The following is a 19457-nucleotide window of genomic DNA, read 5'->3' on the forward strand; positions in this document are numbered from 1 at the left end:
CCTTCCCCGCTGGACGCACGTGTCCATTCGCGCCTCCGCGTCCCCTCACGGTGGGGCCCTCCCTCCCTCGCGCCCAGCCCCCTCCCTGGCCCGGCCGGTGTCCACCAGTGCGCGCCTTCCCGGCGGGCGGGGCGGGACAGTGACGCCTTTCCGACCGCTGGAGACGCACCGGGGCTTGCCGCCGCTTCGCGGGAACCCGACCGCTCCCCACCCTTGCCCCCAGGTCCCATGGCGGGTGGGGCCTTCACGGGCGGCGGGAACGGGGCATGGGGCGGACGGGTGTTTGGCCGGGCTGGGTGCTGCTGCTGGGGCTGTGGGCGGCGTGCGGCCGGACGCTGCCGGAGGACACGGCTTCCGCCAGGATGGCCTGGCGGCCCCCGTCCACCTGCGTGCCCATGACGTGCGAGTCCCAGGGGCTCGACTGCGGCTACGCCATCAACGGGTGCGGCGGCACGCTCCACTGTGGCGAGTGCTCCGAGGACGAGGCCTGCGGCGGGGGCGGCGTGCCCAACGTCTGCGGCCCCCGGCCCTGCGTCCCCAGCACCTGTGAGGCGCGGGGCGCCACCTGCGGGCCGCTCTCGGACGGCTGCGGCGGCGTGCTCGACTGCGGCACGTGCGCGACCCCGGAGGTCTGCGGAGGCGCTGGCGTGCCCAACGCCTGCGGGCCGCCGGCCTGCGTCCCCACCACCTGCGAGGCCGCGGGCAAGAACTGCGGCCAGGTCGCGGACGGCTGCGGCGGGGTGCTCGATTGTGGCGCGTGCGGGCCGGACGAGACGTGCGGCGGAGGCGGCACCGCCAACGTGTGCGGCCGCGCGCCGTGCGTCCCCACCACCTGCGGGGCGCTGGGCAAGGACTGCGGCGCCGTGTCCGACGGCTGCGGCGGCGTCCTGGAGTGCGGCGCGTGCGGAGAGGGGCTCACCTGCGGCGCGAGCGGCGTGGCCAACGTCTGCGCGGCCCCGCTGTGCCATGCGGCCACCTGCGCCGCGCTGGGGAAGGGCTGCGGCGAGGTGCTGGACGGCTGCGGCGGCGTCCTGGAGTGCGGCGCCTGCGAGGCCGACGCGACGTGCGGCGGCGCGGGGGAGGCCAACGTCTGCGGCGCCGGCACCTGCGTGCCCACGACCTGCGCGGCCCTGGGCGCGAACTGCGGCCGCGTGTCCGACGGCTGCGGCGCGGTGCTGGAGTGCGGAGGCTGCCTCGGTGCCGAGAGCTGCGGCGGCGCGGGCACGCCCAACGTCTGCGGCAGGGCCGCGTGCACCCCGTCCACCTGCGAGGCCCTGGGCAAGAACTGCGGCCAGGTCTCGGACGGCTGCGGCGGCACGCTGGAGTGCGGCGCGTGCGGCGAGGGGCTCACCTGCGGCGCGGGCGGCGTCCCCAACGTCTGCGCGGTGCCCGGATGCCGGCCGGCCACCTGCGGCTTCCTGGGCGCGACGTGCGGCCAGGTCTCGGACGGCTGCGGCGGCACGCTGGAGTGCGGCACGTGCGCGGCGCCGGAGACCTGCGGCGGCACGGGCGTGCCCCATGTCTGCGCGCCCCCGGAGCCCGTGTGCGTGGACCGGGACCTGGGCAGCGCGCTGCCGGTGTCGCTGAAGGGCTCCACCGTGGAGGCCCGGGACGACCACGCCGCCTCGTGCGGAGGCGCGGGCGCTCCGGACCGGGGCTACCTGTGGACGGCGCCCCGGGCGGGCACCTTCACCTTCGACACGGCCCGCTCGGCCATCCGGTCCGTCATCGCCGTGTACGCGGACGGCTGCGGCGGCGAGGAGCTGGCGTGCGCCACGGGCGGCATCAGCTACGGCGGCGGGTCCCGGGTGGCGGTGACGCTGACACAGGGCCAGCGGGTCCTGGTGACGGTGGACGCCGTGGCCGGCGAGGCGTTCACGCAGGGCGCCTTCGAGCTGCACATCGACGAATTGCGCGCCACCGAGGCCGGCGCCTGCTTCGACGGCATGGACAACGACGGGGACCGCTGGGTGGACTGCGCGGACACCGAGTGCCGCGACGAGCCCCGCTGCAAGGGCCAGGGCTGCGCCCACCACGACCTGGGCAGCGCCCTGCCCCTCACCTTCCAGGGCGAGACGGCCCTCTCCGGCGACGGCTTCCAGGGCACCTGCGGCGCGCTGCTCCAGCAGGACCGCGCCCACCTGTGGACGGCGCCGAAAGCCGGCACCTTCGTCTTCGACACCTCGCCCGGCGACGACCCGGACGCGGGCGGCCACGCCCTGTACCTCCTCACCGGCTGCCGGGGCACGGAGCTGGGCTGCGCCGCGAACCCACATCCTACGACAAAGGACGCCCCGGTCCTGAAGCTCACCCTGGCCCAGGGGCAGTCCGTGCTGGTGGTGGTGGACGGTATGGCCCGACCGGACCGGGACACCCCCATCCGCTACACCCTCCGCGTCACGGAGTGGGTCCCGTCCAAGGCCGACCACTGACGCACCGTGCCACAACCAGCGTCACACACCCACCTTCTCACTACATGTGAGGTGCTACGCAACTGATCGACGGCTTCCGCGATAATCCCCGCAAGACGTCCGCAGCCCTTCCAAATCCTTTCCTCGAACTCCGACGAGGGAGCCCCACATGAGCTTCATCGACCGCGCCCGCAGTGCCGTCTCCAACACCATCCGCCACGTGCAGCAGGACCCCATCAAGGCGGCGAAGGACATCGGGACGCAGGCGAAGAAGGGCTACGACACCTTCACGAAGGTGAAGACGGCCGTGAAGGACGGCTTCGACAACGTGAAGAGCCTGAAGACGGACGGCTTCAAGGCCACGTTGAAGGGCAACGTCGACAAGATGGTCTCCAAGGCCATGGACCCGAAGACCAAGCTCGACCTCAAGGGCAAGCTGGGCATCGCGGGCAAGGCCTTCGGCACCATCACCAGCGCCGCGAAGCTGGTGGGCCAGGCCGGCACGGCCATCTCCGACGTGCGCAACGCCGTGCGCTCCGGCAGCAGCGAGGACTGGAACAAGGCGCTGGGCTCCGTCGCCACCGCCGGCAAGACCGCGGTCGGCACCGTCAAGGGCGGCCTGGAGATTGCCCGCGACGTGAACAAGTTCGGCAGCGCGTACAAGGCCGCCAGCGGCGCCTTCAAGGCCGCGGTCCCGGGCGCCGGCCCCAAGCTGGCCCGCGCCGCCGCCGGTGCCGCCGCCAAGGCCGCCTTCGAGGGTGGCGCTTCCTCCGCCATCAAGAGCGGCGTGCGCTCCGCCCTGAAGACCGCCGTCAGCGAGTCCGGCGTGGCCCTGAAGGCCGCCACGGGCACCGCGACCCGCGCCGCCGCCAAGGCCGCGCTGTCCGAGGGTGGCAAGGCCGCCGCCAAGGCCGGCGCGACCGCCGCCGCCAAGGCCGCCGGGGGCACCCTGGCCAAGGCCGCCGGCCGCTTCGCCCCGGGCGCGAACATCGCCATCGCCGCCTTCGACACGGCGAACGCGGTCTCCACCCTGCGCGACCCGAACGCCAGCACCACCGCGAAGGTCACGGGCGTCATCACCGCCGTGGGCTCCATCGCCGCCGCCACCAACATCCCGGTGGTCAGCCAGGTGGGCGCCGCCGTCTCCGCGGTCTCCAGCTTCGTCGGCGGCCTGTTCGGGTAGAGCCGTTGAAGTACCGCGGCACCCCGGGCGGATGACGCCCGGGGATGTCCCCGGGGGGTCCTTTCTGGTAGCAACCGTGGCCGTGTGAGACGCGCACGTTTCAATCCCCTCTGGGACCACGGTCGCTACCTGCCAGGAGGCCCTCCGGTGGCCACGAAGAAGAACCCTCCCGCGAAGCCGTCCGCCCCCGCCGCCAAGGCGCCCGGTGCTGCTTCCGCCCCGGCGAAGCCGGCGAAGTCCGCCGCCGCCAGCCCCAAGCCCCCGGAAGCGCCCGCCGCCCCGCCGCAGGCCCCCGTGCACCAACTGGTGCAGCGGCTGCCCGTGGCGCCCGGCCTGGGCCACCAGGCGGACCTGCCGCAAGTGAAGGCCCCGTCGCTGGAGAACCTCAACATCCGCGTGCCCCAGGGCGAGGACCTCACGGAGGAGGACCTGCTGGAGCGCTTCCACGAGCTGGCCCGCGCGAAGGCGCAGGTCCGCGAGCGCGCGGAAGGCGAGGCCCTGGCCATGGGCGACGACGTGCGGCTGGACATCCTGGGCTACGCCAACGGCCGCCTCATCCCGCTGAGCACCCGCTTGGGCTACTGGATGGAGCTGGCCCCCCAGGTGATGCTGCCCGGCTTCGCGGAGGTCATCGCGGAAGCCAGCGTGGGTGACAGCGTGGAGGTGGGGCTGGTGCTGCCGGACAACTACCCGGCGGAGCAGCTGCGCGGCATGCCGGCGCGCTTCCTGGTGGACGTGCGCGGCGCGCGCGAGGTGCGCATGCCCGACACGGAGTCGGACGCGTTCCTCCAGCAGCTGGGCCGCGGCTCCACGCACGAAGAGGTCATGAGCTCCATCGTGGAGGAGATGGAGAACGAGATGGCCGACATGCTCTGGGTGGACGCGCGCAACCGCGTGCTGGACGAAATCGTCGCCCGCTCCGACGTCTCCGTGCCCAAGCCGCTGGTGGACGAGGAGATCCGCCGCCGCTGGCATCAGGCCGAGGGCGAAATCCTGGCGCGGAAGTTCTTCAGCCTGGAGGAGCAGCAGGAGGCGCTGGACGGCTGGCTGCACCACCCGGGCATCCGCGACGACGTGGAGCGCCGCCTCAAGATTGCCCTGGTGCTGCGCGCCATCGCGCAGCGGGACAAGCTCCAGCTCACGCCGCAGTACGCGCTGGAGCTGCTCAAGGAGTCCTCGGAGCCCTTCGGCATCACCGAGGCGCAGCTGCGCGAGTCCATGCTGGACCCGTCCGCCTCCGCGCAGATGATGGACGTCGCGTGGCACCTGCTCGCCGTGGAGCACGTGATGACGCAGGCCCGGGTGACCTTCGAGGGCGCCGAGGCGGGGCTCGCCTAGGCGCCGGGCCCGGCTACCCCGCCGGGTTCTTGGGCGCGGGCGGCTCCTGCCCGGGCGCGATGAAGGCCCCCGTCGCGGGGTCTATCTGCCAGGCCGAGTACTGGTGCGTGAGCACGTCGCGCACCTGCCCCTGCTCGTAGCAGACCGAGTACACGACGAAGACCTCGTTGATGAAGTTGGGCCGGCCGTAGCGGTAGCAGTCCTGGTCGCCCTTCTTCTGGAGCGTGAGCGGGTGGCCCAGCAGGCCCCCCACCTCCTGGGTCGTCATCCCCGCGCGCAGCACCTTGATGCCGTGCGGCGTGACGACGGAGAAGGACGTTCCGTTGGCACGCCAGAGGCCGACGAAGCCCAGGGCGAGCACCACCGGCACCGCCGCGGCGACGAACCAGGTGAAGGTGAAGCGGTGGGACTTCTTCTTGGACCCCTCGCGGAAGGCCGTGAACAGGGCGTCCGGGGAGGTGTCCGCCGGGGCACCGTCCGAAGTGACCGGGAGGGAGGCATTGGGAGTGCTCACCCCTCTTGAATGCCGTCAGTGCGCGCCGGATTCAAGCGAGGGACTGCCGGGGAGTCCACAGCCCGTACGCCTCGCCGGCCACTGCCGGGGTCGTCCAGGGTGGGATACGCCCGGATGTCCGGTTCCGGGCCAGACGTGCGAGTTCACAATCGGCGCGGTGCGGGACTGCTAGAGGGCACACCCTGAGACACATCCAGGAGGAGTCACCCATCATGGCGAAGCGCGCCACCGCGAAAGGCACCGCCCAGAAGGCCGTGGACCGGGACGTCGTCCCCCCGGGCACGGAGGTGCCGGACAGCGACCTGTTCTTCAACCGGGAGCTGTCGTGGCTGGCCTTCAACGACCGGGTGCTGCAGCTGTCCGAGTCGCCGGAGGTGCCGCTGATGGAGCGGCTGAAGTTCATCTCCATCTACGCGCGCAACCTGGATGAGTTCTTCATGATCCGCGTGGCCCGGCTGCACGAGCAGATCGTCGCGCGCGTGGGCCGCCTGGTGCCGGACGGCGCGTCCCCGGGCGACACGCTGGACAAGCTGCACACGGGCATCCTGGAGCAGGGCCGGCGCCACGCGGACTGCTTCGAGAAGGTCCTGCGCCCCGCGCTGGCGGAGAAGGGCCTGCGCATCCTGTCCATGAAGGAGCTGGACGCGGACCAGCGCGCGCAGGTGGAGCAGCGCTTCCGCGAGCAGATCTTCCCCGTCCTCACGCCGCTGGCCATCGGGCTGGGGCGGCACTTCCCGTACATCTCCAACCTGTCCCTGAGCCTCGCGGTGCTGCTGCGCGACCCGGTGGCGGAGGAGGAGAGCGTGGCGCGGGTGAAGGTGCCCAAGGAGATATTGCCCCGCTTCGTGCCGCTCAAGGGGGGCGCGCTCTTCGTGCCGCTGGAGGAGATCATCGCCCAGCACCTGGGGGACCTGTTCCCCGGGATGGAGGTCCTCAACTGGAGCCTGTTCCGCGTGACGCGCGACGCGGACTACACCGTGTCCGAGGACGCGGAGGACCTGCTCAAGGCGGTGGAGACGGAGCTCAGCCAGCGCCGCTTCGGGGACGTCATCCGCCTGGAAATCCAGGCGGGGATGAACGCGAAGCTGCTGGAGCCGCTGGTGGAGGCGCTGACGCTGGAGCCCCGGCAGGTGTACGAGGAGCACGGCCTGCTGGACCTGGCGGACGTGATGTCGCTGGCGATGACGCCGGGCTTCTCCGAGCAGCGCGACCCGCCGTGGACGCCGGTGACGCAGGCCCGGCTGCGCACGGACAACGAGTCCGCGGACGGCGGGGGCACGGTGATGTCCGCCATGCGCCGGGGCGACCTGCTGGTGCACCACCCCTACGAGTCCTTCACCACCTCCGTGGAGCGCTTCGTGAGCGAGGCGGTGGAGGACCCGGACGTGCTGGCGCTGAAGCAGACGGTGTACCGCACGTCGGACAGCTCCCCGCTGGTGCCCGCGCTCATCCGCGCGACGGAGCACGGCAAGCAGGCCGTGTGCATGGTGGAGCTGAAGGCGAGATTCGACGAGCGCACCAACATCCGCTGGGCGAACGCGCTGGAAGAGGCGGGCGTGCACGTCGTGTACGGGATTCCCAGCCTGAAGACGCACGCGAAGGCCATCCTCATCGTGCGGCGCGAGGGCGAGCGGGTGCGGCACTACGTGCACATCGGCACGGGCAACTACAACCCGAAGACGGCGCGGCTCTACACGGACCTGGGCTTGTTCACCACGGATCCGGAGATTGGCGCGGACGTGGCGGACGTCTTCAACTTCCTCACCGGCTTCGGCCGGCCGCGCTCCTTCCGCAAGCTGCTGGTGGCGCCGCTGACCATGCGGGAGGGGCTGCTGGAGGAGATCAGGAAGACCCAGGCGGCGCACACGCCAGAGGCGCCCGCGCGCATCCTGATGAAGATGAACGCGCTGGTGGACCCGGGCATCATCCGCGCGCTCTACGACGCGTCCCGCGCGGGCGTCCGCGTGGACCTCAACGTGCGAGGCATCTGCTGCCTGCGGCCGGGAGTGCCGGGCGTGTCCGAGCACATCCGCGTGGTGTCCAACCTGGGCCGCTTCCTGGAGCACCCGCGCATCTACGCCTTCGAGCGGGGCGCGGCGTCGCGGTGCTACATCGGGTCCGCGGACATGATGCCGCGCAACCTGGACCACCGCGTGGAAATCCTGGCGCCGGTGGAGGACCCCACCCTGGCCGCGCAGGTGAAGGACGTGGTGGAGCGCTGCATGGTGGACACCAGCGGCGCGTGGGAGCTGGGCGCGGACGGCACGTGGCGGCGGCGCACCGCCGCCACGCCCAGCGAAAGGCGCTCCGCCCAGGGGGAGCTCATGGAGCGCGCCATCCGCATGGTGCATGTGCAGAGCGGGCGCCCCGTGGGCTGAGGCCCCCCGAGGCTCCCACCGGAACTCCTCAGCCCCGCTCGCCCAGGGCGCTGCGCGCGGCGTCCTCTCGGCGGTGGGCCTCCACCTCCGGGACCTCCTCCCAGCGGATCCACCCGGCGCGCGCCGCGTGCCTCGCGGCGGCCACCGTGTCGTCCACGGCGACCAGCTCACTGCCCGCGTCGCGGATGTCCTTCGCGATGGCCTCCATCTCCTCGCCGCGCTTGGAGCCCCCCGGCACGTTGCGGATGTAGACGCAGCGGATGCGGCCCGGGTACTCGCGCACGATGGTGCGGTAGTGCTCCGCGTCCTCCTGGCCGCTGTCCCCAATCAGCACGAAGGGCAGGTGCGCCAGCGTCTCCAGCACGCCGCGAATCTTGTCCAGCTTGTGCCCGTGCCCCCCGCCCGGCGCGAAGCCGTGGCGTGACAGGCCCCAGTCGCGCAACAGCAGCGGGCCAATGGGGATGCGGTGGATGGAGAGGAACTCGTCCAGGTGCTCGTAGAGGTTCCACGGGCTGCTGGACACGTAGAAGATGGGGTTGTCCGCCGTGCCGCTCGCGCCCGCCTGGAGCGCCGCGTAGAACGCGTCCACGCCCGGGAAGGGCAGCCGCCCCCGGTGCTCCGTGAGGAACAGCGCCCACGCGCGCTTGAGCGGATCCGTCACCCCCGTGGCGATGACCGTGTCGTCGATGTCGCTGATGACGCCCAGCTCCGCGCTCGTGCCCGCCACCCGCACCGGCGCGGACACGCGCGGCACGCCTTCCGCCTCCGGGGACAGCAGCTCCAGCTCCACCATGTGCCAGCCGGAGCGCACGCCCTCCGGCGGCGGCACCCACAGCTCCAGGAAGCCCTCCTCGTCCGTCACGCCCTCCCAGCGCTTGTCCCCCCAGCGCACCGCCACGTGCGCGCTGGAAATCTCACGCGTCATGTAGCGCTTGTAGGAGGCCACGGCGCTGCTCCACAGCGTGTGGCGCTGGCGCTGGGGCGTCACCTTGCGCTCCTCCAGCACGCGCGCCTTGATGACCACGCGCTCCGGGGTGCCGTAGCCCCGGTACGGCAGGATGCGCAGCGGCGGGGCGATGCCCAGCCCCTTGCGCACGCGGCGGCTCAACACGTCGTAGTGGGCATCCGCCTTGACGGCGAAACGGAACAGCAGCGGGTACAGGTCGGGCATGGCGGGTGCGCGCGAGTCTACCGTCCCCTCCGTCAATCGTGGCGGCCCAACGTCCGGTCCAGGTTGTAGGCGGCGCTGATGAGCGACAGGTGCGTGAGCGCCTGCGGGAAATTGCCCATCGCCTCGCCGGACATGCCCGTCTGCTCCGCGTACAGCCCCAGGTGGTTCGCGTAGCCCTGCATCCGCTCGAAGATGAGCCGCGCCTCGTCCAAGAGGTCCGGCCGCACCGGGCTCGCGCGCGTCATCGCCTCCACCAGCCAGAAGCTGCACAGGTTGAAGGTGCCTTCGCTGCCTTCAATCCCATCCAGCTTCGTGTCCGTGTCGTAGCGGAACACCAGGCCGTCCGACGTGAGGCCCCCGTCCCGCGGCGCCTTGCGGATGAGGTCCAGCGTGGAGAGCATCCGCGGATCCACCGGCGACAGGAAGAACACCAGCGGCATCAGGAGGTTCGCCGCGTCCAGCGCCTCGTGCCCATAGGCCTGGATGAAGGCGCCCTTCTCCTTGCACCAGCCCTTGTCCATGATCTCCTCGAAGATGGCGTCGCGCGTCTTCAGCCACTTCGCCCGGTCCGCCGGCAGGCTGCGCTTGTCCGCGAGCCGGATGGCCCGGTCCACCGCCACCCAGCACATCAGCTTCGAATAGACGAAGTGCCGGCGCGAGCCGCGGATCTCCCAGATGCCCTCGTCCTCGCGCTGCCAGTGGTCGCACACCCAATCCACCAGCCGCCGCAGGTGACTCCAGAAGTCATACGAGATGGGCACCGCGTACTTGTTGGACAGGTACACGGAGTCCATCAGCTCTCCGTAGATGTCCAGTTGGAGCTGGTGCGCCGCCGCGTTGCCGATGCGCACCGGGCTCGCGCCGCCATAGCCTCGCAGGTGCGTCAGCTCCTCCTCCTTCGGCACCGGGGTGCCGTCCAGACGGAACATCAGGGGCAGCGGCCCGTCCCCGTTCTCCGCGCAGCGCGCCTCCACCCAGCGCATGAACGCGGCGGCCTCCTCGTTGAAGCCGATGCGGATGAACGCGTAGACGGTGAAGGCCGCGTCGCGCAGCCAGCAGAAGCGGTAGTCCCAGTTGCGCGTGCCGCCGGGAGACTCCGGCAGGCTGCACGTGGGCGCCGCGATGATGGCCCCGGACGGCTCGAAGGTCATCAGCTTCAGGGCCAGCGCCGAGCGCTGCACCATCTCCCGCCACCGCCCCGTGTACTTGCACTTGGACACCCAGTGGCGCCAGTAGTCCACCGTGTCGCGGAAGAGCTTCTCCGCGGAGTCGTGCGTGTGCAGGTGGTGGTGGCAGCCCTCCACGCCGCCCTCGCGCAGGGTGAAGACCGCGGACTGGCTCTCCTTCAGCGTGAAGTGCGCGACGACGCCGTTCTTCTCCTGCTTCAGCGGGATGGGCGTCACCAGCTGCATGCTCAGCGTCCTGGAGACGAAGGCCGCGCCGCCCTTCACCACGTGCGTCTCGTGCTCGTCCCGCGCGTAGTTGAACGCCGGGAAGCACTCCATGCGGAAGGACATCTCCCCGCGCACCACGCGGATGCGCCGCAGCACCTCGCGCCCCTCCGCCCTCGCCCCCTTGCCCAGGGGCATCAGGTCGATGAGCTCTCCCACGCCGTCCGGCGTGTAGAAGCGCGTCACCAGCACGTTGGTGTCCGGCCAGTAGAACTGCCGCTTCATCACCCCGTCCGGCTCCGGGGACACGCGCCAGTACCCGCCCTTCTCCGGGTCCAGCAGCGCCGCGAAGATGCTGGGGCTGTCGAAGTGCGGATAGCACAGCCAGTCGATGGTGCCCTCGTTGCCCACCAGCGCCACCGTGCGCAGGTCGCCGATGATGCCGTGGTCCTCGATGGCGATGCCGCCCTTCAGGTCCTCGTGGTGGGGATTCACCGGGCATGCTCCTGGAACGAGATGACGTGCTTGATGCCGCCCTTCGCCTCCACCACCTTGGCGAACTCCGACGGCGGGTGGCGCTGGGTGATGAGCGCCTCCACCCTCCCCGGCCACTTCGCGCGGAAGCGGGCCAGGTCCTCCAGCGCCTCACGGAAGTCGCTGTCCGACGCGTTCACCGTGCCGAACATCACCCGGTTGCCCAGGACCAACCGCCCCAGCACCTGGTCGCCCTGCAGCTCCAGCGGCTCCTCGCGTCCGGGCACGCCGGTGAAGATGAGCACGCCGTTCTCCTCCAGCACCTGGAGCGAGTCGAAGGCCACCTGCGACGCGCCCGTCGCCTCGTAGATGACGCCCACGCCGCCCAGCTGCTCCTTCAACGCCTCCACCGTCACCTCCTTGCTGGAGATGTACGGCGCGCCCACCGCTTCGGATGCAACGGCCTTCTCATTGGGCTTGGGGCTGCGCGAGTACACCGTCACGTCGAAGCCCGCGCGCATCAGCGCCATGGCCCCCAACTGCGCCACCGGCCCCGCGCCCAGCACCAGCGCCTTGCCGGGGCTCGGCTTCCACGGCAGGCGGGACTGGATGTGCGAAAGCTCGCGCAGGCCCTTCTCCGCGATGGTGAGCGGCTCGGTGAGCACGGCCACGCCGCGCAAGGAGTCCTCCGCCTTGTGCAGGTAGGCCGCGTCCTCCACGAAGTGCTCCGAGCAGAAGCCGTGCGCGCCCTGGATGCCGCGCTCCGTGTAGTCCCCCGTCACGCAGAAGTCCGGGTGGCCATGGCTGCACGCGGGGCAGTGCGCGTGCGGACAGGGCCTGCGCACCCGGGGCACCACCAGGTCCCCCGGCTTCAGGCCCTGCACGTGCGCGCCCACCTCCATCACCTCGCCCAGGCACTCGTGGCCCAGGATGAGGTGGTCCTCCCCCTTGGGCGCCGCGCCATGGTGGCCCTTCAGGATGTCCTGGTCGGTGCCGCACACGCCCACCTCCAGCGTGCGCACCTTGACCTGGGTGGGTGAGTGCAGCCGCGGTTCGGGAACGTCGAGGACGCGCACCTCGCGCGAGGGGAACATGATGGCCACGGCCTTCATGGGATGGAGGACTCCTTCCGGGCGAAGTGCTGAATGTCCCAGGACAAGGGGTGCGGACTTGGGCCCCATGTCGCAAGTGCCCGCCCGCCTGCCTGGAGGTCGACACTCGCGGGCGCGCGGGTCTATAGAAACAGGCCGTGCGTGCGCCCCCCGCCTCCCGACGCAGCCGCGCCACCGCCATCGGTGCCACGGCCTTCCTGATGCTCGCCCTGCCCTTCCTGGTGCTGGGGGTGTTCTTCCTCAATCAGAAGGCGCGCATGGACCTGAGATGCGAGCCCCGGGGCCCATGCGTCCTCAGCCGCTCCAGTTGGCTGGGCCAGGAGGAGGTGGGCCGCTACGCGCCCGGGGACATCCAGGGCGTGGAGGTGGCCCGCAGCCGCAGCACCCGCCGGGGCGCCGCGCCCATCTTCCGGGCCCAGTTGCAGACGACCTCCGGCGTCCAGCCGCTCGCCTACCAGTGGACGGAGTCCGAGCCGGAGGCCCAGGCCTTCGCGGACACCGTGCGGCGCTACCTCACGGGTCCCCGCACGGACGCACTCGCGGTGTTCCAGGACGACCGCCGGGCGTCGCTTCGCGTGGGCGGCGCCTTCACCGTCGTGGGCCTGGGCGTGCTCGCCGTGAGCCTGTGGCTGCTCTCCCGCACGCTGGCGCACCGCAAGGCGGAAGCGGGCCACCGTCTCCTGACGGACGACAGAGTGCGTTGAAAAAGCAGCCGACAGGGCGCCGCGGACTTCACTTCCTGTCCTACAGTGAAAGGCGCCTGCCCGCTTCCAGGCCCCTCCTGTGCGACCGCGGGGCAGGTGAATAGGTTGTGGCGAATGTTTCGACGCCTCATCGAGCGGATGCGGGGCCTGCGCCGGGCGGCGCCCTCCTTCCTGCGGCCCGCGAACGTGGAAGCGGACCGGGCGAAGATCTCCGTCGCCCAGTTGGACCACCACTACGCCAACAAGGTCGTGGCGCTGAAGGACGTGAACCTCAACGTCCGCTCGGGTGAGTTCGTCTGCCTGCTCGGCCCTTCCGGCTGTGGCAAGTCCACGCTGCTCTACGCGCTCGCGGGCCACGTGGTGCCCACCGGCGGACGGGTGGCGATTGAAGGCAAACCCATCCACGGGCCCGGTCCGGACCGGCTGCTGATGTTCCAGGAGGCCGCGCTGTTCCCGTGGCTCACCGTGCGCGGCAACATCACCTTCGCGCTGGCCGCCCGGGGCGTGCCCCGCGCCGAGCGCCGCGAGCGGGCCAACGCCTTCATCCAGCGCGTGCGCCTGGAGGGCTTCGAGGACACGCTGCCCCACCAGCTCTCCGGCGGCATGAAGATGCGCGCCAGCCTGGCGCGGGCGCTCGCGGTGGACCCCACCGTGCTCTTGATGGACGAACCCTTTGGCGCGCTGGACGCCCAGACGCGCGTGCACATGCAGGAGCTGCTGCAATCCATCTGGATCCGCTCCGGCAAGACCGTCGTGTTCGTCACCCACGACGTGCAGGAGGCGCTGATGCTGGGCACCCGCGTGGTGCTGATGGCGCCCCGGCCGGGCCGCGTGGTGGAGGACCTGGAGATCCACCTGCCCATGCCGCGCTCGCTGGAGGACCCGTCCCTGGACGCCATGGCGCGCGACATCCGCCACCGCCTGCGCGCCTCGGAGGGGCCCTCCGTGGAGGCCCCGCCCGCGGAGCCCCTGCAGCGCCGCACGCGCACGCCGTCCAGCCTGCCTCGCACCAGCGTCGTGACCGGCCGTTAGAGGGGACACCGCCATGCTGAAGTGGGCGCAGAAGCTGGGGATGATCGCGCTGCTCTTCGCGCTCTGGGAGGGGCTGTCGCGCTCGGGCATGTGGAACAAGCACCTGTTCCCCGGGCCGCTGGAGGTGGTCCAGACGCTCATCGCCATGGCCCGCGACGGACAGCTGGGCGGCGCGACGCTGCGCTCGCTGGGCCGGCTGACGCACGCCTACCTCATGTCCGTGGCCATCGGCGTGCCGCTGGGGCTGTGCATCGCGCGGCTGGGCTTCTTCCGCAACGCGGTGAAGCCGGTGGTGATGGGCCTGCAGGCCCTGCCCTCCATCTGCTGGCTGCCGCTGGCCCTCTTGTGGTTCGGCCTCAACGACGGCGCCATCCTCTTCGTGGTGGTGATGGGCAGCGTGCTGGGCATCGCCATCGCCACCGAGGACGCGGTCAACGGCCTGGACCCGCAGCTGTCCCGCGTGGCCAGCACCCTGGGCGTGCGGGGCCTGCGCTTCTACTTCGGCGTGCTGTTGCCCGGCGCGCTGCCCGGCATCGTCACCGGCCTCAAGCTGGGGTGGAGCTTCGCGTGGCGCGCGCTGCTCGCGGGCGAGCTGCTCTTCGTCTCCGGCGGCCTGGGCCAGTTGCTCACCATGGGCCGCGAGCTGATGGACGTGTCGCAGGTGATGGCGGTGATGCTGGCCATCATCCTCATTGGCATCACGGTGGACCGCGTCCTCTTCCAGACGGTGGAGACGCGCCTGAGGCGCCGGTGGGGCCTGACCGCGTCCGTGTGAGCCTCCAGACGCTTGTGCCCTCACGGGCATTGATAACAGGCGGGGAATCTCCATTAGCGTGACGCACCATGGCTTCCGCGCGTCCGCTGTCCCTGCTCTTCGGTGTCTGCACCGTCCTCCTGATGGGCGTCACGGCCTGCAAGAAGGACACGCCCTCCGGCGCCAACGCGCCCCTGCGCGTCGCCTTCTTCCCCAACATCACGCACGCGCAGGCGCTGGTGGCGAACTCCGAAGGGCTCTTCGGCTCCCAGCCCGGCATGGGCCACGTGGAGGTGCGGCAGTTCAACGCGGGCCCCGCGGCCATGGAGGCGCTGGTGGCGGGCTCCGTGGACGTGGCCTACGTGGGCCCGGGCCCCGCCATCAACACGTACCTCAAGGCCGGCAAGGAATTGCGCATCATCGCGGGCGCGGTGAACGGCGGCGCGGTGCTGGTGGTGAAGAACGTGAAGACGGCCGCGGAGCTCAAGGGCAGGAAGCTGGCGACCCCACAACTTGGCAACACCCAGGACATCGCCCTGCGCACCTGGCTGAAGGGCCAGGGCTTGAGCATCGCCAAGGACGCGGGCGGCGACGTGCAGGTGATTCCCATCAGCAACCCGGACATCCTGGCCCAGTACCTCCAGGGCGCCATCGAGGGGGCCTGGGTGCCCGAGCCCTGGGGCGCGCGCATGCTCGCCGAAGGGGGCGGCCACATCCTGGTGGACGAGCGCGACCTCTGGCCGGACAAGCGCTTCCCCACCACGGTGGTGGTGACGACGAAGAAGGTGCTGGAGACGCAGCGCCCGCGCATCGCGGCGCTCCTGCGCATCCACGTCGCCCTCACCGAGCGCTGGCGCGCGGACCCGGCGGCCTTCGCCACGTCCGTCAACGCCGCCTTCGGTCAGCTCACGCGCAAGCCCCTGCCCACGCCCGTGCTCCAGGACGCGTTCTCCCGCCTGGAGCCGAGCCTGGACCCGGTGCCCGCCGCGCTGAAGACGTCCGCCGAGCACGCGAAGTCACTGGGGTTCATCCCTGGTGATGACCTCGCGGGGCTCGTGGACCTGAGCGTCCTGGACGAGGTGCGCGGCGGCGGCGCGAAGCCGAACTAGTCCTGCTTCTCCCCCTGGAGGGACAGGGCCACGTTGTCCGTGTTGTCCACCTGGTAGAGGGCCTGGACGTGCTGGCCCTTCTCGGGCTGCTTGAGGATGGTCAGCGCGCTCATGTCCAGCGGCACCACCGGCCCGGTCACGTCCTTCACGTACAGCATCATCCCGGAGCGCTTCACCACCGGCCCGTTGACCTGACGGACCTTGTCCGGGTCCGGGGTGATCTGCCGCACGGATTGGCCCGGGGAGATGGTGACCGGTGACGTGCTGGGGACCGTGTTCACGACGTTCGACCGGCTGGTGCTCGCGGACTCGATGTTGGTGGACGGCTGGTTCCCGGACTGGTCGCCGCCCTTGCTGACGGTGGGTTCACTCGCCAGGGCGGGACCCGCGAACAACAAGAGACCGAGCGTCGGCGCGGTCCACGCCATGGCTCGCCAACGTCTGGGGAATCCGTGCATCATGGTGATACCTCCCGTGTCACGGGGGCGCTGCCCCCGGGCTCAGGCTCAAAGTAGGGTGGGCAGCACTGAATGTTCAGCGGCGGAACACGGACCGTGCGCGCGGCAGCGTCCACACAGTAGGGTGGAGCGCACGCGAGCCAAGGACCGCTCGCACACGACTACGAGGCACCTTTGGCTGGACGCACCGACGAGCAGCACCGCATCGCCCTCTTCATCGACTTCGAGAACCTGGTCACCAACACCGGCATCAGCGCCAACAACTTCGACCTGCAGCCCGCCCTGGACCAGCTCCTGGAGCAGGGCAAGGTCGTGTTCCGCCGCGCCTACTGCAACTGGTCGCGCTTCGAGGACGCGAAGCAGCGCCTGCACGACGTGGGCGTGGAGCTGGTGGACGTGCCCCCCTCCACCCGCGCCGGCAAGAACAGCGCGGACATGCGCCTGGTCATCGACGCGCTGGAGCTGTGCTACGCGCGCGAGCAGATCGACACCTTCGTCATCGCCTCCGGCGACAGCGACTTCTGCCCGCTGGCGTACAAGCTGCGTGAGAACGGCCGCACCGTCATTGGCCTGGCCGTGCGCGAGGCCAGCTCCCAGATGTTCGTGCGGGCGTGCGACCAGTTCATCTACATGAAGCCCAAGCACAAGGGCGACGGCTCCCACAAGGAGAAGGACCGGGACCACGGCGGCCGGGGCGGCAAGGGCGACGAGGGCAAGGGCGGCAAGCGGGGCGGGAAGGGCCACGACGCCAAGGCCGAGTCCAAGGGCGAGGGCAAGGGCGGCAAGCCCAAGGCGGAGGTGCCCGCCGTCGCGCGCGAGGTGGTGCTGAGCCTGCTGCGCCGGGCCACGGGCCCGCTCAACCCGTCGCTCATCAAGGAGACCATCGTCCGCAAGGAGCCCGACTTCGACGAGCGCGACCACGGCTTCTCCACCTTCGCGCGGCTGCTGGAGGCGCTGGAGCAGGAGGGGCTCCTGCGCCGCATCCAGCAGGGGCGCCAGGGCTACATCGTGGGCCCGGACTCGGACTTCGGCGCTCCCGCGCCCGAGACCAAGGGCGGCAAGGGGCGCCACGCCAAGGCGCCCGCCCCGGTGGAGGAGGAGGAAGAGGAGCTGGAGTCCTATCCGGACCCGGACGACGAGGGGCTGTAGAGCCCCCCGCCCGCGAGTCCATCAAGCCGCGCGCGGCGTGGTGGACTCGCAGAGGTGCTCCAGGAACTCCGGCAGCAGGCGGGCGGACATCACCCACAGCTTGCCGTCGCCCAGGTCCGCCAGGGACACGCGCTCCGCGTACTCCACGCAGGTGGCCTCCACGTAGTGGACGAACACCTTTCGGTCGCGCGCGCGGTACCACTCCGCCGCCTGGCCCAGCAGCGCCACGAACGCGTCCTGCACCTCCGGCCGCGCGTCGTCCTCCAGCGGCACCAGGCGCACGCCGTCCAGCACGTTGAAGAGGTTCAGGCCCGGCTGCGCGGACTCGAACACCGCGAAGGCCACGGCGCGGCCCTCATGACGGGCCACCACCAGCTCGCGCTCGCGGGACAGGCCCGCGTCACCCCAGCCGGTGCGCGTGGTCTCCAGGTCGAAGCGCTCCGGCACCAGGTCCAGCGCCTCCCGGTAGGCCTCCGGACGGGTGTGGGCCACGCGGGTGAAGAAGCTCGCGCGCTCCTCCCGGGTGGGCGCGCCCGTCGTGATGTTCGCGGGCCGGATCCAGGTGCTGTCCACCTCGCCCTCCATCAGGCGGAAGGGCACGAGGCACGTCTGGCCGGTGTGCGCGTACCAGGTGGCGAAGTCGAACTTCGTGTAGCGCACCCAGCGCACGTTCGCCTCGCAGTAGGCGAAGAACCACTTCACCTCCGGGTCCGCCTGGGTGGGCTCGTAGCCGCGCAGGTAGATGTCGCGCAGGGCCTCGCGCGCGGTGGAGCGGCTGCCCGGGGGCTGGTGCCGCGCCAGCTGGTGCGCCATCCAGCTGCCCGCGTACGGCTTGAGCACGGACAGCGTGGCCTCCATGCCCTCCTCCGCGGGGCGCACCACGCGGTAGCCCAGCAGCGGCGCCTCCTGGAGCTTGTCCTGCGTGCGGGAGAACTGGTCGCGCAGGCTGGTGAACTTCTCCGGCTCCTTGCCCGGGAGGCGGAAGTAGCCGGAGCGCTCGAAGAGCTTCCACGTGGCGTCGTTCCAGTCGCCCTCCACCTTCGTGGTGGGGTGGGCCTGGGCCTCCACCAGCGCCCGCCACGCGCGGGCCCCTTCGGCGTCCAGGGGCCGGACGCTCACGCCGCAGCGGCGGCCATGGGGCGTGCTGGAGATGTTGCGCACCTCCGCGCGCAGGCGCACCGGCGCGTGGCCCTCCAGCCCCACCTCCATCACCGGCAGGCGCAGGCCCGGGTACATCAGGTCCTCGCCGGGCTCCGTGAGGAAGGACAGGCCTTCGTAGGAGACATCCAGCAGGCCGCGGTTCACGTGCACCTGGGGCCAGAGCGGATGGTCGAACTCCACCGTGCAGGACGCGTGGGCCTGCGTGCGGCGCAGCCAGCGGTGGCGGAAGCGCACCAGCGACGTGGGCGCCGGCATCAACAGCACGCCGCCCTCCACGCGCGCGGCGTCCGCGTTGAAGTGCACCACGCTGGAATAGCCGAACGCCTCCAGGGTGAGGGGCCCGGGGGGGAGCGCGCCGTGCAGCTGCCAGCCGAACGCGTCCTGGAGCGGCTCGAAGAAGGCGCAGGTGACCTGCACCACGGCCTGGCCATCGCGCGAGCGCAGCACGCCGCGAGCCTGGCGGGACGCGAGCGCTTCGCAGATGCGCGCGACGCGGTCCGCGTGGTCGATCTGCTCGCGCCACACGGGCCGCGTCTCCGGCGTGAGCAGCAGGCCGTTGTCACGCAGCGACTCCAGCAGCCCCACGATGCGGCGGCCCGCGTCCAGCGGCGGCGCGACGAAGCGCAGGCTCACCTCCGGGCGCATGGCGTTGACGCCAATCACCTCCGCGTCCAGCGCGGTGGCCCACCGCTCGCCTTCACCGACCACCACGGACGCGGCCTGTCCCTTGCGGGGCACCGTGCGCGACTCCAGGCGGAGCGTCAGGTGCTCCAGCGACAGCTGCACCAGACGGCCGGGAGAGAAGTCCGCGCCAAACGAGGCCGCCGCGCTGAGTTCCGTCCCCACCCGGTATCCGAGGAGGGCTTCGCGGCCGGCCGGCGCGTCGTGAGTGTCCGTGTGCATGCGGGGGCTCCCTGATGTCCTACGGGGCATGATCCTACGACGTCCGAAGAAACTGTGTTGTCCCCAGTTACGCGCGACCCGGGGAACTCGGATTCCCACAGAGTGGAGATCCTTCATCCCTTGTGCACTTAGACCTTCGTGCTGGATTGGCGGCCACGCATTTCACTGTCACGAATTGGGTTCTCACACCTCGGGGATTTCCTTTACGAACAGGC

15 protein-coding genes are annotated in these 19457 nt (G+C 71.2%); 9 read left to right on the forward strand and 6 right to left on the reverse strand.

Annotated elements, in window-relative coordinates:
* Positions 1 to 266 precede the first annotated feature (266 nt).
* The 3 genes from JYJ93_RS02900 to JYJ93_RS02910 all read left to right on the forward strand — a co-directional run bounded on the left by JYJ93_RS02900 (position 267) and on the right by JYJ93_RS02910 (position 4932).
* Entirely contained in the window at positions 267 to 2432 is a 2166-nt protein-coding gene (locus tag JYJ93_RS02900) for a tryptophan synthase alpha chain (RefSeq protein ID WP_242543642.1), read from the forward strand.
* 148 nt (positions 2433 to 2580) lie between these two features.
* A complete protein-coding gene (locus JYJ93_RS02905; protein WP_206786403.1) occupies positions 2581 to 3594 on the forward strand; it encodes a hypothetical protein in 1014 nt (337 codons plus the stop codon).
* Positions 3595 to 3741: 147 nt separating this feature from the next.
* The gene (locus JYJ93_RS02910; RefSeq protein WP_206786405.1) at positions 3742 to 4932 is read left to right on the forward strand and encodes a peptidylprolyl isomerase; all 1191 of its coding nucleotides are present in this window, start codon (positions 3742 to 3744) and stop codon (positions 4930 to 4932) included.
* A gap of 13 nt (positions 4933 to 4945) precedes the next feature.
* Here JYJ93_RS02910 and JYJ93_RS02915 read toward each other — a convergent pair whose 3' ends face one another.
* Positions 4946 to 5446: a hypothetical protein gene (locus JYJ93_RS02915; RefSeq protein ID WP_206786407.1), complete on the reverse strand. Its 501-nt coding sequence runs from the start codon at positions 5444 to 5446 to the stop codon at positions 4946 to 4948.
* A 212-nt stretch (positions 5447 to 5658) separates the two neighbouring features.
* On the opposite strand from JYJ93_RS02915, the gene ppk1 reads away from it, so the two are divergent.
* Positions 5659 to 7824, forward strand: coding sequence for a polyphosphate kinase 1 (gene ppk1, locus JYJ93_RS02920; protein ID WP_206786408.1), 2166 nt, complete (start codon positions 5659 to 5661; stop codon positions 7822 to 7824).
* A 28-nt stretch (positions 7825 to 7852) separates the two neighbouring features.
* Here ppk1 and JYJ93_RS02925 read toward each other — a convergent pair whose 3' ends face one another.
* From JYJ93_RS02925 to JYJ93_RS02935, 3 genes are read right to left on the reverse strand one after another with little or no spacing between them, the layout of a single operon-like run.
* Entirely contained in the window at positions 7853 to 8995 is a 1143-nt protein-coding gene (locus tag JYJ93_RS02925; RefSeq protein WP_206786410.1) for a phosphatase domain-containing protein, read from the reverse strand.
* A 32-nt stretch (positions 8996 to 9027) separates the two neighbouring features.
* On the reverse strand, positions 9028 to 10881 hold the full coding sequence (locus JYJ93_RS02930; RefSeq protein WP_206786412.1) for a glycoside hydrolase family 15 protein: 1854 nt from the start codon (positions 10879 to 10881) through the stop codon (positions 9028 to 9030).
* Complete coding sequence (locus JYJ93_RS02935; RefSeq protein ID WP_206786413.1) at positions 10878 to 11972, reverse strand: glucose 1-dehydrogenase; 1095 nt, start codon at positions 11970 to 11972, stop codon at positions 10878 to 10880. Before JYJ93_RS02935 ends, JYJ93_RS02930 begins: the two co-directional genes overlap by 4 nt.
* Positions 11973 to 12109: 137 nt before the next feature.
* On the opposite strand from JYJ93_RS02935, the gene JYJ93_RS02940 reads away from it, so the two are divergent.
* From JYJ93_RS02940 to JYJ93_RS02955, 4 genes are all read left to right on the forward strand, one after another.
* On the forward strand, positions 12110 to 12676 hold the full coding sequence (locus JYJ93_RS02940) for a hypothetical protein (RefSeq protein WP_206786414.1): 567 nt from the start codon (positions 12110 to 12112) through the stop codon (positions 12674 to 12676).
* Between the two features lie 114 nt (positions 12677 to 12790).
* Complete coding sequence (locus tag JYJ93_RS02945; RefSeq protein WP_206786415.1) at positions 12791 to 13708, forward strand: ABC transporter ATP-binding protein; 918 nt, start codon at positions 12791 to 12793, stop codon at positions 13706 to 13708.
* 13 nt (positions 13709 to 13721) lie between these two features.
* Positions 13722 to 14483: an ABC transporter permease gene (locus JYJ93_RS02950; RefSeq protein ID WP_206786416.1), complete on the forward strand. Its 762-nt coding sequence runs from the start codon at positions 13722 to 13724 to the stop codon at positions 14481 to 14483.
* Positions 14484 to 14551: 68 nt separating this feature from the next.
* Positions 14552 to 15571: an ABC transporter substrate-binding protein gene (locus JYJ93_RS02955; protein ID WP_206786417.1), complete on the forward strand. Its 1020-nt coding sequence runs from the start codon at positions 14552 to 14554 to the stop codon at positions 15569 to 15571.
* Here the strand turns inward: JYJ93_RS02955 and JYJ93_RS02960 are convergent.
* Positions 15568 to 15999, reverse strand: a complete 432-nt coding sequence (locus JYJ93_RS02960; protein WP_206786418.1) for a hypothetical protein — start codon at positions 15997 to 15999, stop codon at positions 15568 to 15570. The two genes, JYJ93_RS02955 and JYJ93_RS02960, sit on opposite strands and share 4 nt — an antisense overlap.
* Before the next feature lie 204 nt (positions 16000 to 16203).
* On the opposite strand from JYJ93_RS02960, the gene JYJ93_RS02965 reads away from it, so the two are divergent.
* Positions 16204 to 17178: an NYN domain-containing protein gene (locus JYJ93_RS02965; RefSeq protein WP_206786419.1), complete on the forward strand. Its 975-nt coding sequence runs from the start codon at positions 16204 to 16206 to the stop codon at positions 17176 to 17178.
* Between the two features lie 21 nt (positions 17179 to 17199).
* Here the strand turns inward: JYJ93_RS02965 and JYJ93_RS02970 are convergent, their stop codons facing one another.
* Positions 17200 to 19242: a PilZ domain-containing protein gene (locus JYJ93_RS02970; protein ID WP_206786420.1), complete on the reverse strand. Its 2043-nt coding sequence runs from the start codon at positions 19240 to 19242 to the stop codon at positions 17200 to 17202.
* Positions 19243 to 19457: the final 215 nt, after the last annotated feature.

The sequence above is a fragment of the Corallococcus sp. NCSPR001 genome (genome assembly GCF_017309135.1).
In the GTDB taxonomy this organism is placed as follows: Bacteria; Myxococcota; Myxococcia; order Myxococcales; family Myxococcaceae; genus Corallococcus.